Origin of the sequence: Amphibacillus xylanus NBRC 15112 (assembly GCF_000307165.1) — a bacterium.
In the GTDB taxonomy this organism is placed as follows: domain Bacteria; phylum Bacillota; class Bacilli; order Bacillales; family Amphibacillaceae; genus Amphibacillus; species Amphibacillus xylanus.
The window spans coordinates 261,995-279,403 of sequence record NC_018704.1 but is presented as its reverse complement, the minus strand read 5'-3'; the positions used below and the strand labels follow the sequence as shown (position 1 = coordinate 279,403).

Annotated in this window: 13 protein-coding genes; all 13 read right to left on the bottom strand. The window is 37.0% G+C overall.

The features are described 5' to 3' along the window. Positions 1 to 5: 5 nt before the first annotated feature. The 13 genes from AXY_RS01515 to AXY_RS01455 all read right to left on the bottom strand — a co-directional run bounded on the left by AXY_RS01515 (position 6) and on the right by AXY_RS01455 (position 17,389). Positions 6 to 986 carry an endo-1,4-beta-xylanase gene (locus AXY_RS01515; protein ID WP_015009018.1) on the bottom strand — a complete coding sequence of 327 codons (981 nt, stop codon included), beginning with the start codon at positions 984 to 986 and terminating at the stop codon, positions 6 to 8. A 26-nt stretch (positions 987 to 1,012) separates the two neighbouring features. Continuing rightward, complete coding sequence (gene xylB / locus AXY_RS01510; protein ID WP_015009017.1) at positions 1,013 to 2,506, bottom strand: xylulokinase; 1,494 nt, start codon at positions 2,504 to 2,506, stop codon at positions 1,013 to 1,015. 70 nt (positions 2,507 to 2,576) lie between these two features. Then, positions 2,577 to 3,890 (bottom strand): xylose isomerase, encoded by a 1,314-nt coding sequence (gene xylA / locus AXY_RS01505; protein ID WP_015009016.1) that lies wholly within the window; start codon positions 3,888 to 3,890, stop codon positions 2,577 to 2,579. Positions 3,891 to 4,007: 117 nt separating this feature from the next. Continuing rightward, the gene (uxaC, locus tag AXY_RS01500) at positions 4,008 to 5,408 is read right to left on the bottom strand and encodes a glucuronate isomerase (RefSeq protein WP_015009015.1); all 1,401 of its coding nucleotides are present in this window, start codon (positions 5,406 to 5,408) and stop codon (positions 4,008 to 4,010) included. 39 nt (positions 5,409 to 5,447) lie between these two features. Then, positions 5,448 to 6,422 carry a sugar kinase gene (locus tag AXY_RS01495; protein ID WP_015009014.1) on the bottom strand — a complete coding sequence of 325 codons (975 nt, stop codon included), beginning with the start codon at positions 6,420 to 6,422 and terminating at the stop codon, positions 5,448 to 5,450. Continuing rightward, a complete protein-coding gene (locus AXY_RS01490; RefSeq protein WP_015009013.1) occupies positions 6,415 to 7,050 on the bottom strand; it encodes a bifunctional 4-hydroxy-2-oxoglutarate aldolase/2-dehydro-3-deoxy-phosphogluconate aldolase in 636 nt (211 codons plus the stop codon). The genes AXY_RS01495 and AXY_RS01490 overlap by 8 nt, the downstream gene beginning before the upstream one ends. Positions 7,051 to 7,067: 17 nt before the next feature. Further along, positions 7,068 to 7,913 carry an SDR family oxidoreductase gene (locus AXY_RS01485; protein ID WP_015009012.1) on the bottom strand — a complete coding sequence of 282 codons (846 nt, stop codon included), beginning with the start codon at positions 7,911 to 7,913 and terminating at the stop codon, positions 7,068 to 7,070. Positions 7,914 to 7,915: 2 nt separating this feature from the next. Further along, positions 7,916 to 8,983 (bottom strand): mannonate dehydratase, encoded by a 1,068-nt coding sequence (gene uxuA, locus AXY_RS01480; protein WP_015009011.1) that lies wholly within the window; start codon positions 8,981 to 8,983, stop codon positions 7,916 to 7,918. Between the two features lie 16 nt (positions 8,984 to 8,999). Then, positions 9,000 to 11,003 (bottom strand): alpha-glucuronidase, encoded by a 2,004-nt coding sequence (locus tag AXY_RS01475; protein WP_051007543.1) that lies wholly within the window; start codon positions 11,001 to 11,003, stop codon positions 9,000 to 9,002. A 206-nt stretch (positions 11,004 to 11,209) separates the two neighbouring features. Beyond that, positions 11,210 to 12,139, bottom strand: coding sequence for a carbohydrate ABC transporter permease (locus AXY_RS01470; protein WP_015009009.1), 930 nt, complete (start codon positions 12,137 to 12,139; stop codon positions 11,210 to 11,212). 12 nt (positions 12,140 to 12,151) lie between these two features. Continuing rightward, the gene (locus tag AXY_RS01465) at positions 12,152 to 13,015 is read right to left on the bottom strand and encodes an ABC transporter permease (protein ID WP_081585477.1); all 864 of its coding nucleotides are present in this window, start codon (positions 13,013 to 13,015) and stop codon (positions 12,152 to 12,154) included. Between the two features lie 431 nt (positions 13,016 to 13,446). Then, positions 13,447 to 15,183 (bottom strand): extracellular solute-binding protein, encoded by a 1,737-nt coding sequence (locus AXY_RS01460; RefSeq protein ID WP_015009007.1) that lies wholly within the window; start codon positions 15,181 to 15,183, stop codon positions 13,447 to 13,449. 457 nt (positions 15,184 to 15,640) lie between these two features. Beyond that, complete coding sequence (locus AXY_RS01455) at positions 15,641 to 17,389, bottom strand: sensor histidine kinase (RefSeq protein ID WP_015009006.1); 1,749 nt, start codon at positions 17,387 to 17,389, stop codon at positions 15,641 to 15,643. Between the last annotated feature and the right edge of the window lie 20 nt (positions 17,390 to 17,409).

Below are 17,409 nucleotides of genomic sequence, written 5' to 3'. Positions count from 1 at the left end.
AGTAACTATTTAACAATTCTATGGTAAGCTGGCTTTGGTTCGCCTTTTTCATCTAATACAAATGGCCAGTTTTTACGACCTCTAACTGGGAAGTCATTTAACCATGTGTATGCGTCTGAAATACCCCAGAAAGTAACTGATGTGATATGCTCTTGATATTTTGTAAATAAATCAAAGAAACGCTCATAACGCTCAGCTTGTAGGTGAAGCATCTCTTTTGTTGGCTCTTTAACGTCTGTACGTTCATCACCAAATTCAAATACAGATACATCCATTTCAGTAACATGTAACTGTAAGCCTAACTCACTATAACGCTTAATCGCAGCTTCAATATTTTCATAGCTAGGATCATATAGATTCCAGTGCGCCTGTAATCCAACACCGTGAATTGGCACGCCTCGATCTAGTAAACCTTTAACAAGTTGATAGATTTTCTCACGCTTCTCTGGATGTGATTCATTGTAGTCATTATAGAATAATAATGCATCTGGATCTGCTTCATGAGCAAATTTGAAAGCGTAGTCAATGAAGTCCTCACCAATAATATCGATCCACTTAGATTTACGTAGCATTTCTTCGCCACGATCCTCTACTGCTTCATTCACAACGTCCCAAGCATGAATACGTCCTTTATAGCGTGAAACAACAGCTGTAATATGATCCTTCATACGTTTTAATAGTTCTTCACGAGATACATCATTTCCATTCTCGTCTGTAAAGAACCAATCTGGCATTTGGTTATGCCAAACAAGTGTATGCCCGCGTAATTGCATACCGTTGTCTTCAGCGAATTGAATCATTTTATCTGCAACTTCGAAAGTAAATTTATTCGGTTCTGGTTGCATATGTTCTGGTTTCATTTCGTTTTCTGCCGTAATTGAGTTAAAATGTTTTGTCAATAACTCTTTATCATGATCAATTGTGTAAGCATTAACTGCTGCACCTACTAAAAACTTATCTTTAAAATGCTCTTTTAACGTTTTCATTATCCCATTTCTCCTTTAAACCGCGATTAACGGAATTCTGCTAGATCGTGGTTAAGTTGTTTTGTTGAGTGATAAATCGTTTGATAAAGTTTAAATAATTTTTCGTACTTTTGAACATTTTCTTGATTTGGTTTGTATGATCTTGTATATGAAACAAAGTCTTTTGCACAATCAGCTAGACTTGGGTACCATCCGCAGCCAACTGCAGCTAAAATAGCAGCACCCATTCCTGGTCCTTGCTCGTTAGCTAATGTTACTACTTCAGCATTGAAGATATCTGCTTGTGTTTGTAGCCACAATTCACTCTTCGCACCGCCACCAATAGCAACAACTTTAGAAACATTCTTCCCTTTGTTACGGAAGATTTCCACTGATTCATTTAAACTAAATGTAATGCCTTCAATTACAGCACGAGCAAAGTCTCCGCGCTTATGATTTGCGTGAACACCGATAAAGCTTGCACGGATTGCGCTATCTGGATATGGCGTTCTTTCTCCTACAATATATGGAGCAAAGAGCATTCCTTTTGCACCAACTGTCGAAGCTTCAGCCTCTTTTACTAATTCTTCAAATGAGATTTCATCTGCGAAAGTATCTTTGAACCAGCTTAAGCTATATCCAGCTGCTAATGTCACACCCATTGTGTAAAATGCATTTGGATCACCGTGGTTAAAGTAGTGTACTTGACCTTGGAAGTCCTTATCACCAGTTGCTTCATATGATAAAACTACTCCTGAAGTTCCAGTACTACTTAAAGTTAAGCCGTCTTCTAAAATTCCAGCACCAATCGCACCACATGCGTTATCTGCTCCACCAGCAAATACTTTACAATTTACAGTTAAGCCTGTTTCTTCAGCAACTTCTGGTAAGATCGTACCTGTTTGCTGATCAGAACCGACTAATGTTGGACAAAGTGAAAGTGGAATACCGTTCTTCTCACACATTTCTTCACTCCACTCTTTATCTGCAACATTTAATAATAATGTTCCAGCTGCATCAGAGTAGTCCATACTTAGGTCGCCAGCTAATGCATAACGAACGTAGTCTTTTGGAAGTAAGAATACTTTTGCTTTAGCAAATATTTCAGGTTCATGCTTCTTAACCCATAATAGTTTAGGTAATGTAAAGCCTTCTAATGCTGGGTTTTTAGTAAGTTCATGTAATCGGTCTAAACCAACGTTCTCTTCAATCTCACGACACTCTGCAGTAGTACGTGTATCATTCCATAAAATTGCACGACGAAGTGGTTTATGATCCTCACCTAATAGGACTAGTCCATGCATTTGGCCAGAGAAGCTTAAGCCCTCTACTTGACTTGGATCATCCATACGGCTTGTTAATTCTTTTAATGCTGCTTTTGTTTGTTTTACCCAATCTTCAGGATCTTGTTCACTGTAGCCTGGCTTGTCGTGATAAAGTGGGTAATCTTTTGATACTTCATCAACAACCTCACCTGTTTTAGAAACAAGTAAGACTTTTACCGCACTTGTCCCAAGATCAACTCCTAACACATAACTCATCTGATAACCTCCTTCTATATAAATCATGCGAATGGCGCCAAGCACTATTCGCATGATTTAGTAAGTATAATTAGATATTTAATAGATACTGGTTAATTCTAGCTTTGATCTTCTCAACTTGACCAGAGCGAATATTAATATCTTTCAAGTCGATTGCATGCGCTTCAAGCTCTTTAAGGTTAGTTTCGTTTGCAAGAATCTTCTTACCGATTTCAGAGTTGAATGTTTCATATCTTTCTTCGATAATATTTTCAAAGAATTTATCATCAATCATCTTTTGCGCTACAATTAGACCGACTGCGAATGCATCCATACCTGCAATGTGTGCATGGAATAGATCTTCTTTCTCGAATGAACCACGACGTACTTTAGCGTCAAAGTTCAATCCACCACGGCCTAAGCCTCCATTTTTCAGAATTTCATACATAGCTAGAGTTGTTGAATATAGATCTGTTGGGAACTCATCTGTATCCCATCCTAATAATGTATCACCTTGGTTAGCATCAACTGATCCTAACATACCAGCTTCACGTGCAACACGTAATTCATGCTCGAATGTGTGTCCTGCTAATGTAGCGTGGTTTGCTTCAATGTTGAACTTGATATGGTCTTGTAGGCCATACTGATGTAAGAATCCAATTCCTGTTGCAACATCAAAGTCATATTGGTGAGTTGTTGGCTCTTTTGGCTTAGGCTCGATTAAGAACTGAGCGTCAAAATCAATTTCCTTAGCGTAATCAATAGCCATATGGAATAGTCTTGCAAGGTTATCTTGCTCAAATTTCAAGTCTGTATTTAGAAGTGATTCGTAACCTTCACGACCGCCCCAGAATACATAGTTTTCTGCTCCTAATTCTTTACCAACCTCTAAACCTTTTTTAACTTTAGCAGCTGCATAAGCAAATACATCTGCGTTTGGTGAAGTTGCTGCACCGTGTGTCCAACGACGGTTAGTGAACATATTTGCTGTATTCCAAAGTAGTTTCACTTTACTATCTTTCATGTAGTCTTTAATCATTGCAACAATTTCATCAAGGTTCTTGTTTGATTCACGTAATGTATCACCTTCAGGTGCGATATCTACATCGTGGAATGCAAAGTAAGGTACACCTAGTTTTTCATAGAATTCAAATGAAGCATCTACACGAGCTTTTGCTAAATCCATTCCTTTTAGGTGATCCCATGGACGAATCGCAGTACCTGCGCCAAATGGATCAGTTCCATCAGCAACAAATGTGTGCCAGTATGCTACACCAAAACGAAGGATTTCTTCCATCGTCTTGCCACCGATTTTTTCTTCTGGATTATAGAACTTAAATGCATATGGGTTATCTGAGTGACGACCTTCATATTGTACTTTTGGGATATTATCAAAATACGCCATTTCTTAAAACCTCCTAATTAATAATTTCAGTAGTTTACAACTATTATTCTATCACCTTTTACTTAGTTAGTCTATCGAATTAACTAAGTTTTAAAAATAAATTTACCGCTTACATTCTTAGAATGAGAAATACCGTTTAGCATTGTAGTAACTAATGTCGCTCATGACTTGACCAACCAGTTCGCGATCATTTGGCACAAGGCCTTGTTCCACCCAATCACCTAATAAATTCGCTAATGTTCTACGGAAATACTCATGTCTAGTGTAGGACAACATACTTCTTGAATCTGTCAACATTCCAACAAAACTAGATAAAATGCCGAAATGCGCTAAATCATTTAACTGACGTTCCATACCCATTTTCTGATCGTTAAACCACCACCCTGATCCAAACTGAACTTTACCGACAACTTCTCCTGATTGGAAATTCCCAATAGCTGTAGCTATCACCTCATTATGATTTGGATTTAAATTATAGATAATTGTTTTAGGCAACTGATCAGTTACATCAATTGCATTCAACAATCCGTTTAGCGATTTAGCTAGATTAAAGTCATCTATTGAATCATAACCAGAATCTTTACCTATTTGTTTAAACATACGTTGATTATTATTTCTAATTGCTCCAATATGCCATTGCATAACCCAATTTCTTTGATGATAGGCATGAGCAAATAAGATTAACATCTCTGTTTTAAACTGATCGATCTCTGAACGAGATAAATCCTCGCCAAGGCGTTTCTTAGATAAAATTCTCTCTAGACGAATCGTTGTTGAACGAACAAATGGCAGGCGTTGGAGACCGTGATCTGCAAGTCGACAGCCTTTAGCATGAAATGATGCTACAATCTCATCGACTAGCTGCTTCATTTTGTCCCAATTTGTTACTTCAATCTGATAACGCTGTTCAACTTGAGTTAGATAATCTATAAAATCTTCTTCACCAATTTCAATGAGTCTGTCAGGTCTTAATGTTGGTAAAACTTTAGTCTTAAATTGATCATTCTGTCTAATACGATCATGGTGTTCAAGTGAGTCAAGTGGATCATCTGTTGTACAGATCGCCTCAACATTTGATCGGGTTATTAATGCTTGGGCACGGAAATCATCTTGCTGTAATAAGCGATTGGTTTCCTCCCAAACTTCCTTCCAATTTGATTCACTTAATAGAACATCAATGTTAAAATATCGCTTTAATTCTAAGTGAGTCCAGTGGTAAAGCGGATTACCGATTGTCTTCGGAACAACGCTAGCCCACTTTTGAAATTTCTCAATAGCAGGTGCATCACCTGTTATATAATGTTCATTAATACCTAGCGCACGCATTGCACGCCATTTATAGTGATCACCAGCTAGCCAGATTTCAGTAATCGTTTCATATTTTTGATTATTAGCTATTTCAGCCGGTGACAAGTGGCAATGATAATCAATAATCGGTAAATTCTTTGCGTAATCATGGTATATCCATTGAGCTGCTTCTGACTGTAATAAAAAATCATCATGAATAAAAGGACGCATGCTGTGTCTCCTTTATATAATTTCTATTATTAAAAATGACTAGCGGTCAATTAGAGTTGATTTTCCTAATAAATCGTTTAGTTCTTCTTCTGTTGGGGCGCCTTCCCAATCTCCTTTAAATTGAGTCGCATACGCACCCATTGTATTCGCTGTAACTAACGCTAACTCTAACTGAGACAAGGTGATATTTTTCAAATCCCCTTTTAATAGCTCATGCAATAAGCCTGCACAAAACGCATCACCTGCACCAACTGAATCAATAACATGTTCAATTTTGAATGCCGGCTTCGCTATTGTTTTGCCTTTTAATGATGCATAAGAACCTTGTTCACCTTTTTTAATTACAATTAAATCAACACCAAGTTCGTGAATCTGTTTAACGGCATCCTCTGTTGATTCCACTTCTGGATATAGGAAAGCCAATTCATCTTCGCCCGGCATAAAAATTGTACTATATGGTAAAAGCCTTAATAACTTCTCTTTCGCTTCTTCCTTTGACCATAGTTTAAAACGGATATTAGGATCAAATGACACAGTTAGACCGAGCTCACGGGCTCTTTTCATGATAGCTTCTGTCAATAAAAAGGAGTCGTGACTTAAGGCAGGTGTTATACCAGTCATATGTAAATGTCTTGCACCTAATAACCATTGATCATCAAAGTCATCAACTGATAAATGACTTGCAGCAGAATGCTTTCTGTAATAATAAACAGCAGGATCACGTAATGGTCTTGCTTCTTTAAAAAAGACCGCAGTTGGATTTTCGCTATCTGTTATTACATGCTCAACATTCACGTTCTCTGCTTGCAACGTTCTTAGAATGAGTTTTCCAAATGGATCATTTCCTAATTTACTGATCCATCGAACAGGGTGGTTGAGTCGCGCTAATGCTAGCGCGACATTTGATTCAGCTCCACCAATTGATTTTAGAAAATATTGTGAATCTGTAATTTTACCTTGCGAACTCGGTTGAAATAAAACCATTGTTTCGCCTAAAGTTACAACATCAGTCATTGGAAACACCCTTTGCAAGCTCTCTGTATTGCTTTGCAACTGATTCGATTGACTCAAAATTACCATCATTAATTTTATTTAAATCAACTAGTTGACTGCCTAATCCAATAGCAGCAGCACCATTCTTAATGAACGATTGGATGTTATCTAAATTCACACCACCAGTTGCCATAAAATCGATATGGCTGAGTGGGCCTTTTAAGTTCTTAATATATGACGCTCCCATTGATCCAGCTGGGAAAATCTTAACAAAAGAGCAACCTAGTTGATTAGCTCGTTCTGCCTCAGTTGGTGTGAGTACACCTGGGAACATCGGAATATTTTGTGTTTGGCAGTATTTAACTACTGCTTCATCTAAGTTAGGTGACACTAAGAATTGCGCACCTGCTTCAATTGCTTTTTTAGCCATTTCAACACTTAATACGGTTCCAGCACCAACAAATACGTCTTCACCTTTGAAGTAACTACTAACCTCTTTTATTTGTAGGTCGGCATTTGGTGCATCCATAGTTATTTCAATAAAATTAATCCCGCCACGAACAACTGCTTTAGCCGTTTCAATCGCAGCTGCATTTGGCACCTTTCTAAATATAGCTACTAATTTATCTCTTTTTAATGCAGTTAGCATCTTGATTGAACCCCTTCCTAAACGCCTGAGTATGCCATGAATCCACCATCAATTGGCACGCTAATACCAGTAACAAACCCACTATACTCATCATCAGCTAACCATAATAGTGCACCGTGGAGATCTTCAGGTTTTCCAAGGCGGTTCATAGGTGTTTGTGATAAAATTTTTGTCGTACGTGGCGTAAATGAGCCATCTTCATTTGTTAACAGTTGACGATTTTGTTCTGTTAAGAAGAAACCAGGTGCAATAGCATTAACACGGATTCCAGTTTCTCCGAAGTGAACAGCCATCCATTTAGTAAAGTTTTCGATACCAGCTTTTGCCGCACTATATGCTGGAACTTTTGTCATTGGAGATGGTGCACTCATAGATGACATATTAATAATTGACCCTTTAGTTTTTAATAATTCCTTTGTAAATACTTGAGAAGGAATTAATGTACCCATGAGGTTCAAATTAAACACATGATTAAAGCCATCAACTGTTAAATCAAAGAAGCTTCTAACTTCCTCATTCGCTACGTCAGCCTCATTATAATATTCATTTGTTGTCGATCCACCAGGGTGATTTCCACCCGCACCATTAATCAAGAGATCAACACGTCCAAATGCCTTAATAACTTCATCTTTAGCTTGCGTAACAACATCGTGCTTTGTTACATCACAAAATACTGAAATGGCTTCACCACCAGCATCGTTGATTGCTTCAGCAGTTTGATCGCCATATTCTTTTGGATAATTAAGGATTGCAATTTTCATTCCATGTTTAGCTAATTCTTTAGCCATCGAGCCACACAGAACTCCTCCGCCACCTGTGACTACTGCAACTTTCCCTTTTAAGTTATGATGTATTGGCTTCATGCTTACCTTTCCTCCTCTAGAATATCCCAAATACCTTGAATATAGCTTGCTCCCAATGCACGATCATATAATCCATAACCTGGACGACCTTCTTCGCCCCAAATCATACGACCATGGTCTGGACGCCAATAACCTTTGTAATTATTTTTGTGTAGAACTTTAATAATCCCTTTAACATCTACTGATCCAGTTTCGTCTTTATGGGCAACCTCATGGAAATCGCCTTTTTCATTGTGTTTAACATTTCGGATATGAAGGAATGGCGCTCGATCCATTGCTGTATATTTATCAAAAATAGCAACTAAATCATTATCTAGATTTGCACCGAGTGAACCAGAGCATAGTGTTAGACCGTTTTCAGGCTCATCAACAGCCTTGATAATTCGTTCTAAATCGGCGTCGTTTTTCACAATTCTAGGTAATCCAAATACTGACCAAGGTGGATCATCCGGGTGAATAGCCATTCGGATATTACACTCTTTTGCTACCGGGATAATTTGCTCTAAGAAGTATACTAGATTATCAAATAATCTTTCCTCAGTCATACCTTCATATTGTTCGAATAACTTCTTAATTCCCGCTAATCTTTCTGGCTCCCAGCCAGGCATAGCATGACCTTTAGAGCCCTCTAAAATGTTCTTAATTAGCTCATTAGGATCAATTCCTTCGACTTTATCTCGCTCGTAAGCTAATGCATTAGACCCGTCCTCTAATGGCATAGCTAAATCTGATCTTGTCCAATCGAAAATCGGCATAAAGTTATAGCAGATAACTTTAATACCGTATTTACTTAATGTACGCATCGTTGATTTATAGTTCTCAATATAGCGATCGCGAGATGGTAGACCTAATTTAATATCATCATGAACGTTAACACTTTCAATTACCTCAAGCTCCAAACCTGCTGCGTTAGCTTGCTCAACTAAATTTTTTACATCTTCTTCTGGCCAATCTTCACCAGCAGGGATATGGAAAATACCACCGACTACCCCTGTTGCGCCTGGTACTTGTTTAAAGTATGGAAGAGGAATGTGATCGTCTCTTCCATACCATCTAAATGTCATTTTCAAAGCTAATACCTCCTAATTAATATATTTTTCGATTATGCTCATCGGCAATGCCTGACTTACGGTAAAAGTAAGTATTAATTGTATCGCGCCATTCTTTAGCTGACCATAACTGATGCTCTAAGCGCTCTTTAACATCTTGATAGCGTCTCTGATCAATTTTATCTTCTAGGCTTGTCCAGTGTTCAATCATTTCTTCTACCTGCTCAACACCTTTAAAATGGGTGTCATAAATGTGTTGAATAACTGTTTTCCCACTTTGTAGTACATGTGTATATGGTACATGGTGGAAGAATAATAATAGCTCATCTGGGCATGTTTCAATAGATTCATAAAGTTCTTGGTTCTCTTTATAGTACTGGCCTGTATAGCCTGTTCCAGTAGCGATTGTTCGATCTACACCAATACCATTTCGATCTGCATAGTGGTACGTGCCCCACATATCATATTCATAACCATCAATATTTGGTCCGTAATGGTGGCTCACATTAACCATCCAACCAATTCCTAATGGTGATGTATAGTTTTCATATGCTTCCCAAGACGGCATAACCATCTTCATAATTGTTTCAATTAATTGTGGATCATGACCAAATGTTTGCTTAATCCACTCCATTGCAATCTCTTCAGCCGTTAAGTCTGGGTTCCAAATTAATCGACCGTAGCCATATAGGTTTAATTGAGCCATCGTATGACCCGTCCAGTTATAATCAATCCCAACATTCGAAACAGCTACGATACCAGCAATTTTATTGTCAAAAACTTCACCACTAACAATATCCTTAACCTTCGTGCCTTTTCCTTTAGCATACGTGTCAAACTCTAATACTTCTTTCCACTGTGGGATTAAATAAACTAAGTGACGTTGCTGTCCTAAGTACTCTTGAGCAATCTGGAACTCTAAGAATTGATTCGTATCTTTCAATTCACCAATTAACGGTGATACTGGTTCACGCACTTGGAAATCCATTGGTCCATTTTTAATTTGTAAGACAACGTTATCATTAAATTTACCATCTAACGGTTTAAAGTGATCATAAGCAGCTCGCGCACGATCTGTTTTACGATCACGCCAGTCTTGTTTGTTGTTGTAAACAAAACAACGCCAGATTACAATTCCACCATATGGTTCAAGAGCTTTCCCTAGCATATTTGCACCTTCAGCATGGTCACGATTGTAAGTAAATGGTCCTGGACGGTTCTCAGAGTCTGCTTTAACTAAAAATCCACCTAAATTAGGTACAACCTCATAAACTCGTTTTGCAGTCTTCTCCCAAAAAGCAATGACATTTTCGTCTAGTGGATCTGCTGTGTCAAGTACACCTAATTCTATTGGTGCTGCATAATTAATACTTAGATACATGGTAATTCCGTATTGGTTAAAGATATCTGAAGTTAATTTAACATCAGCCAAATATGTGTCAGTTACAAGTTCTGTTTCGATTTTATGAACATTGACATTATTAATCGTCAAAGCGTTAATACCAACTGAGCTCAATAAACGTGCATAATCATGAATTCTCTGTCTATCTTTAATAAATTTATAGTCTTTAAAAAAGAAAGATTCGCCAGCATAACCACGTTCAACAGAGCCATCCATATCATCCCAATGATTGATCATGCGGATTTTATTTTTAGGTGTTTCCTTAATTGATAGATTATCTAATGATTTACGTTGTTGAATTAATCGTAGAACATGGAAGATTCCATATAGAATTGCTCGTGATGAGCCACCTGTTAGTGTTAATAGGTTTTCAGATGAATCAATCGTGTAAGTATCTTCTTGATAGCTAGCATCAAGCTTTAGGATAAGTCCTTGATCTAATTCTGATCCAACATCAACAGCCGAATTCATTTGTAACATTGATCCTAATGCTGTCTGCCACTCAATTAAAGCGTTATCAATTATTTCATCACAATCTAAGTTAACCGCCACATTCTTTAAGTAAGCACTTACATTAGATGCATAAGATTGATCTTCTATCGGCTCATACTGTAGCCAAGCACGATAGCTTGTTAACATTTCCTCAGAAAGCATGTCTACCATTCTTTCTGATGCTCTAAATTTAACCACTTATATTTTCCTCCTCAGATAAGTATATTCATAGTTGTTCTTCTATTATCTTACTTTATTATAAAACTAATTAACACCAATATGATTGCTAATCTTTAGATAAAAACAGAGCGCCAAGGCAATTTGCCATGACGCTTCTATATATTTTATTAATCTTAACCTTTTACCCCACCAATTGTTAAACCTTTTACAAAGTACTTTTGTAAGAATGGATACACACAGATAATTGGTACGGATACCACAATTGTCATTGCTGCACGAACTGCCTGTGGTGTAACAGTTTCAACAACCCCTGCTGTTGCGGCTTGCATTGCACCTTGCATGTCTCCACCGGAGTTGAATGCGGCGTTGGAGTTACTTAGAACCTTCATAAGCTCATACTGTAATGTACTTAATTCTGGAATTGACGAGTTGTAAATAAATACGTCAAACCATTGGTTCCATTGTCCAACAGCAATAAATAGTGATACTGTTGCAATAACCGGAATTGATAAAGGTAACGCTATTTTGAAGAACTGAACAAAGTCTCCAGCTCCATCCATTTGAGCTGATTCAAACAATGATTTCGGAACGTTTTCCATAAATGAACGGATAACGATAATGTTAAATACACCAATTAAACTTGGAATAATATAGATCCAGAAAGTACCGATTAAACCTAAATCACGGTGTAATAAATACGTCGGGATTAGACCTGGGTTCATATACATCGTTAATACAAATATGATAGTTGTAAAACGACGTAATACAAAGTGCTCTCTTGAAATTGCATAAGCAACACACGCAGCAGCGAATACACCTGTTGCTGTACCGATTACTGTTCTTAATACTGAGGTTAATCCAGCACGTAATACTTGTGCATTTTCAAAAACGTGTTGATAGTTATACGTAGTAAATTGTCTTGGCCAGAGTCTGATGCCACCTCTAACCGTGTCTGTAGCTGAGTTAAATGAAATCGCCAGCGTATTAAGCATTGGATATAACATCACAACGATTAATAACAACATAATGATTAAGTTTACTGTATCAAAAACGAGATCATCGACGCCTCGTCTTTTACCTGATAATTTTTTCAAAAAATCCATGATGACCCTCCTCTAGAATAATCTTGCTTCTCCGAGTTTTGCAGAAATCTTATTCGCAGTGAACAAGAAAATAAAGCTTACTACTGTCTTAAACATACCCGCAGCAGTTGCTAACGAGAAGTTTGCCATTGATATACCATATCGTAGTACGAAAATATCTATATTCTCCGCATAATCCATGTTCATTGGGTTCATCAATAGATATTGTGCTTCAAATCCAGATTCAAGTACATAACCAAGGTTCATGATTAGGAGGACAATAAAGACCGATTTAATTCCTGGTAATGTGATGTAACGAATTTTTTGTAGTCTTGTTGCACCATCAATATCAGCAGCTTCATACTGCTCTTGGTCGATTGAAGTAATCGCGGCTAGATAAATGATTGAGTTCCAACCAACGTTCTTCCAAACGTCAGATGCACCAATGATACCCCAGAAATACTTACCAATCCCCATCCACATGATTGGTTCATCAATGAGACCTAAATTCATAAGTAAAACGTTGATAATTCCATCTTCCATTGATAAAGCTTGAGAAACTAGTCCAGCAACAACAACCCATGATAAGAAGTGTGGCATGTAACTAATTGTTTGAACAACTCGTTTGAACTTTAAGTTTCGAATTTCATTTAGTAAGATCGCAAGTGCAATTGCTGTTGCAAATCCTAAAACTAAGTTAATAAAACTCATTGCTAACGTGTTACGTAATATCTCTAGGAAACGTTGATCTTTAAATAAGAGTTTAAAGTGATCAAATCCTGCCCACTCTTGATCAAACATACCACGTGCTGGTTTGAATTTTTGGAATGCCATTACCCAGCCCGTTAACGGTAAATATTTAAAAATAAATAACCATATTAGAAACGGAACTGTCATTATAAGTAGTTCTTTTTGATCTTTACATACTTTGATGAATTCTTTAAATGTTCTCCTTTGACCTTTTCGTTTTGTGCCCTTTACTTCGCCCAAAGGATTAACTGGTTGTGCCAAAATATTCGACCTCCTTGAAATGCTCTCTACGTAATGTATTCATTAATTTAGAAAAATAAACCTACCTACTATTAAACAGCAAGTAATCTATCACTGTGATTAGCTCGACCGCGACTATCTCTATCTTATATTGCTGAAAATCTAAGATGCCTGAACCCATATCGCCTTTAGTTGAGTAAATCCTATGATCAACACTTGTCTATTTTTCCAAATTAATGACTCAAAATAGACTATGGTTACAATTAGTATAGAATTTCTCCTTTTAAAATAAGGCCTATGGCAAGCTTGAGCTTGCCATAGCCTTATCACCTAATCAATTAGTCAAATTGCCAGATACCGTTTACACGGTTCTTAACAGTCTCAGTAAAGAATGCTTCATACTCATCTAGATATTCAATTGAGCGGTATGCATCTTTAAAGTCATTCCACTCTTTTTCGAAGTCAGCAGGGTCAGCTAACACAATACGTGGATAGTGACGCTTAGTAACTTCTTGAGCTTTCTCGTCGAATAATGCTGGCTCAGATCCCGCAGGAACGTTTGCACTCCATGCTGGGTACCAAGGACGATCTTGTGGCTCTGCGAATAATTGTGAGTATGTTTCAACTCCATAAGCACCTAGTACTTCTTTATCATATTCGTCATACTCTAGAGCAGCAACTGCTGGTTGAGCAGATGGTAATAGGGCGTTTCCATCTTTAAGTGAACCTTGAAGACGTGGCCAGTCCCACTCAAATGTAGTCATACCATACTCTAGACGGAAGTCTTGGTCAGCAACAAGTTCAACTTGCTCTTCTGTACGGTAGAACATTCCATTTTCATCAACTTCGTGGTGCTCACCTTCGTTACCCCAGCTGATAAGTTTTTGGTTTTCTTCTCTAACCAAGTTATCTAAGAATTGAATAATTCTTTCTGGGTTATCAGCGTTAACACTGATACCAACACCACGGTTTTGTACGAATGCTGGTGGATCTAGATACTGATCTTCGATACCTTCTTCAATTACAATTGGAAGTGGTACAAATTCACGGTATGGCTCGTCTAACTCTTCAAGAGCTGTTCTAGCTGAACCAAATTGCCATCCATAAGCAAAGAATGAAAGTACACGTCCTGAAGATACTTTAGCTAAGAAGTCGTCTAAGTTCATAACGAACATTTCTTGGTCTAAGTAGCCTTCAGCGTTAAGTTCGTTTAGTTTCTTCAACCACTCATATGCAACATCAGAGTCACCATATACAGTAGCTTCATGAGTTTCCATATCTACTTGAACACCACCGTCGTTCGGAAAACCAGCTAAGTGGTTAGGGATGTTTGAGAATGTAAACCAGTTTGTATCATAAGTTAAACCTGTGAACGGAATTGTGTTCATGCCGTCGATTTGTGGATTCTCATCAGCATAAGCTGTGATTAATTCGAATAACTCATCAACAGTAGTAATTTTCGGATAGTCGTTTACACGTAATACGTCACGTTGTACCCAGAAAGCACCTTGGTTGATGTTTGGATCTGGAATATACTCGTTAACGTTTACTCCGAATGGTAAGTAGTAAATATTACCGTCAGTCATTGTAATACGATCTAGATATGGGCCATAAACTTCAAGAAGGTTTGGACCATGCTCTTCTAATAAATCATTTAAAGGAATGAAAGCTCCAGCGTCTAACATCATTTCAATACCGTGGTCAGGAACGATTAGGTCAGGATATGTTCCACCTGCAACCATAACACCTAACTTCTCCATTAAATCCCCTACAAGGTATTCAACTTGGAAGCTAACTCCTGTTTCTTCTAAGAACTTCTGTCCAAGGAAAGTATCTTTAGTATTGATATCTTGTCCAGTAGCTCCAACGAAGTAATGGTACTCAACTTGTGGATCTGTTGTGTAGCCAAGACCTTCATCTTCAGCTCCATCATCTTTTGTTTCATCATCTTTTGTTTCTGCAGTACCTGGCTCATCATCGGTACTTACTTTGTTATCGCTATCGTCGCCACATGCTACAAAGAACACGAGTAGACCGATAATCAATAACAGTAATAATGATTTCTTTTTAAACACTTTACTACCCCTTTCTCACTTTAAAGTTTTTAGCTTTCTTAAATGAAAGCACTTTCATTATATCGTTCCGAACCAAAAATATCACCAGTACAAACTAAAGGGGTAACCCTAAAAAATATAGGCGTTAAATATTAACTATAGATTCTTACTATAAATATAGTTCGTTAGACTCATAGTTTTATATTCCAAGAGAATCCATGTAGTTAATTATGCCTATTTTGTTGTCACATAGCTGTAACGATTTGAAATATAAACTTAAAGTTACTTAGTTAATTTAATATTGCACCTATTAGATCTTAATTATGACCTGCTTTCGCCTAAACATATTCACCCATACAAAAAGCCGTTTGAATTTTCATGATAGCTAGCCTTTAACTACTCAAAAAGTATATTCCTTTATAAGAAAAGCCGACCTACACTAATTAACACTAGTGTGATCGGCTTAATATAAATCTAATTATATTTGATTTGATTCAATTGGTAAGTGAATTCTAATTGTTGTTCCTTGATTCACTTCTGTAGATATTTTAAATTTAAACATATCTCGATAGTAAAGCTTTAAGCGATAGTATACGTTTTGAATACCTACACTTTCCCCCATATCTTGTTCATTCTCTAACTGAGATTCTATTAATGCCAACCTCTCTGGCGGAATTCCAACGCCATTGTCTGTTATAGTAAAGACTATTTCCTCACCTTCACGGAAGATAGAAATATGAATTGATCCCTGCTCTTTTAATGGTTCTATACCGTGAATACTTGCATTTTCAACAAACGGTAAAAACGATAAGTTAGGAATAGCTACTTCACTAATATCAGGATCAACTTCAACACTATAGACTAATTTATCACCAAAGCGATATGCTTGAATCTCTAAAAATGACTTAATTAAATGAACCTCTTCCTTAACCGTCACCCAATCTCTACCCCAAGTTAATGAGTTTCGGAAGATTCCAGCCATATTTTCAATAATTGCAGCTGTTTCCTTTTCCCCCTTAATTAGGCTCCTCATACGAATTGTTTCTAATGAGTTAAATAGGAAATGCGGATTAATCTGACTTTGCAGCGCACTTAGTTGCGCTTGTTTTTCTTTAATCTCTAAATCTTTTTTCTCAATATTAGCTCTAAATACTTCATTAAATAGCTTATTAATCTGTCGAGTCATCCGATTTATTTGTCGCGTTAATTGACCAATTTCATCTTTTGAATTCACATATGGATATTCTTCAAAATTATGTTTTTCTATATCCTTCATGTGCACAACAATGTTCTCTAAACGAGAATGGAACGACCTTGAAATATATACAATCACAATTGTTGGTAAGATTAAATTGAATAGACTTAAAATGATAATTAATTGACTTGACTCAATCAACTCACTAGTAAACTCAGACGAGTCGACCACAGCGATAATCTCCCAATCATCAAAATAACGATCATGTAATCCTCGACTCTTAATAATATATCTTTCAGAGAACTGATTCCTATCAAATGATAGTGGTTCATTTTCCCAATTAATCGAAGGATTACTCGAGTAGATAATCATTGAGTCTTGATTCACTAGATAAAAATCACCTTGTAGGGTGACATTATTTAACGCTTTACTGATCGCATCAGGATTTATATCAATTTGAATAAATTTTTCATACTGATTATATAGGTAATAATAATCTAACTCTATAAATACAGACATTTCTAGCGAGTTATCAGCATCGATCCCCATATATACATATGGATGATTCGACAATTTCATCTTGTTATACCACTCGTTTTCTCTAACAGCGTCTGATAGTTCGACTATTCTACCGGCACGCAAAATAGTCGGGTTATCTGTATAAAAATTAAGATCAGCCACAGAATTATATAATGGTGTTGATGTATTAAATTGACGAATCACTTGATTAAACGATTCGATATATTCAATCGGAGAAATATAATCCCTATCAAAGAAATCATATAGTCTATTATCAAGATATAGCGTGGTTGCTAGTCCAACGGCTTGATCAGTAATATTCGTGAAATCCTGCTGAGCTTGGCTTAAGATCAGATCTATATCTTCTTCCTTTTGTCCTACAAATCGATTTGTGATTTCTATATAAAATGCGGAGTTCGTTACGATAATAGGCATGAGAACGGATAAAAAATATATTATTAAAAACTTATTTCGGATTTTCAAATCATTAAATGACTGTAATATTTTCCTCAAGTCAACCCGCTCCCTCTAGC

Coding starts and splice junctions, on each gene's coding strand:
- AXY_RS01475 (WP_051007543.1), bottom strand. CDS start 11,003: ATGTTAACAAGCTATCGTGCTTGGCTACAGTATGAGCCGATAGAAGAT.
- xylA (WP_015009016.1), bottom strand. CDS start 3,890: ATGGCGTATTTTGATAATATCCCAAAAGTACAATATGAAGGTCGTCAC.
- uxaC (WP_015009015.1), bottom strand. CDS start 5,408: ATGCGTCCTTTTATTCATGATGATTTTTTATTACAGTCAGAAGCAGCT.
- AXY_RS01465 (WP_081585477.1), bottom strand. CDS start 13,015: ATGACAGTTCCGTTTCTAATATGGTTATTTATTTTTAAATATTTACCG.
- AXY_RS01495 (WP_015009014.1), bottom strand. CDS start 6,422: ATGACTGATGTTGTAACTTTAGGCGAAACAATGGTTTTATTTCAACCG.
- AXY_RS01485 (WP_015009012.1), bottom strand. CDS start 7,913: ATGAAGCCAATACATCATAACTTAAAAGGGAAAGTTGCAGTAGTCACA.
- AXY_RS01470 (WP_015009009.1), bottom strand. CDS start 12,139: ATGGATTTTTTGAAAAAATTATCAGGTAAAAGACGAGGCGTCGATGAT.
- AXY_RS01515 (WP_015009018.1), bottom strand. CDS start 986: ATGAAAACGTTAAAAGAGCATTTTAAAGATAAGTTTTTAGTAGGTGCA.
- xylB (WP_015009017.1), bottom strand. CDS start 2,506: ATGAGTTATGTGTTAGGAGTTGATCTTGGGACAAGTGCGGTAAAAGTC.
- AXY_RS01490 (WP_015009013.1), bottom strand. CDS start 7,050: ATGCTAACTGCATTAAAAAGAGATAAATTAGTAGCTATATTTAGAAAG.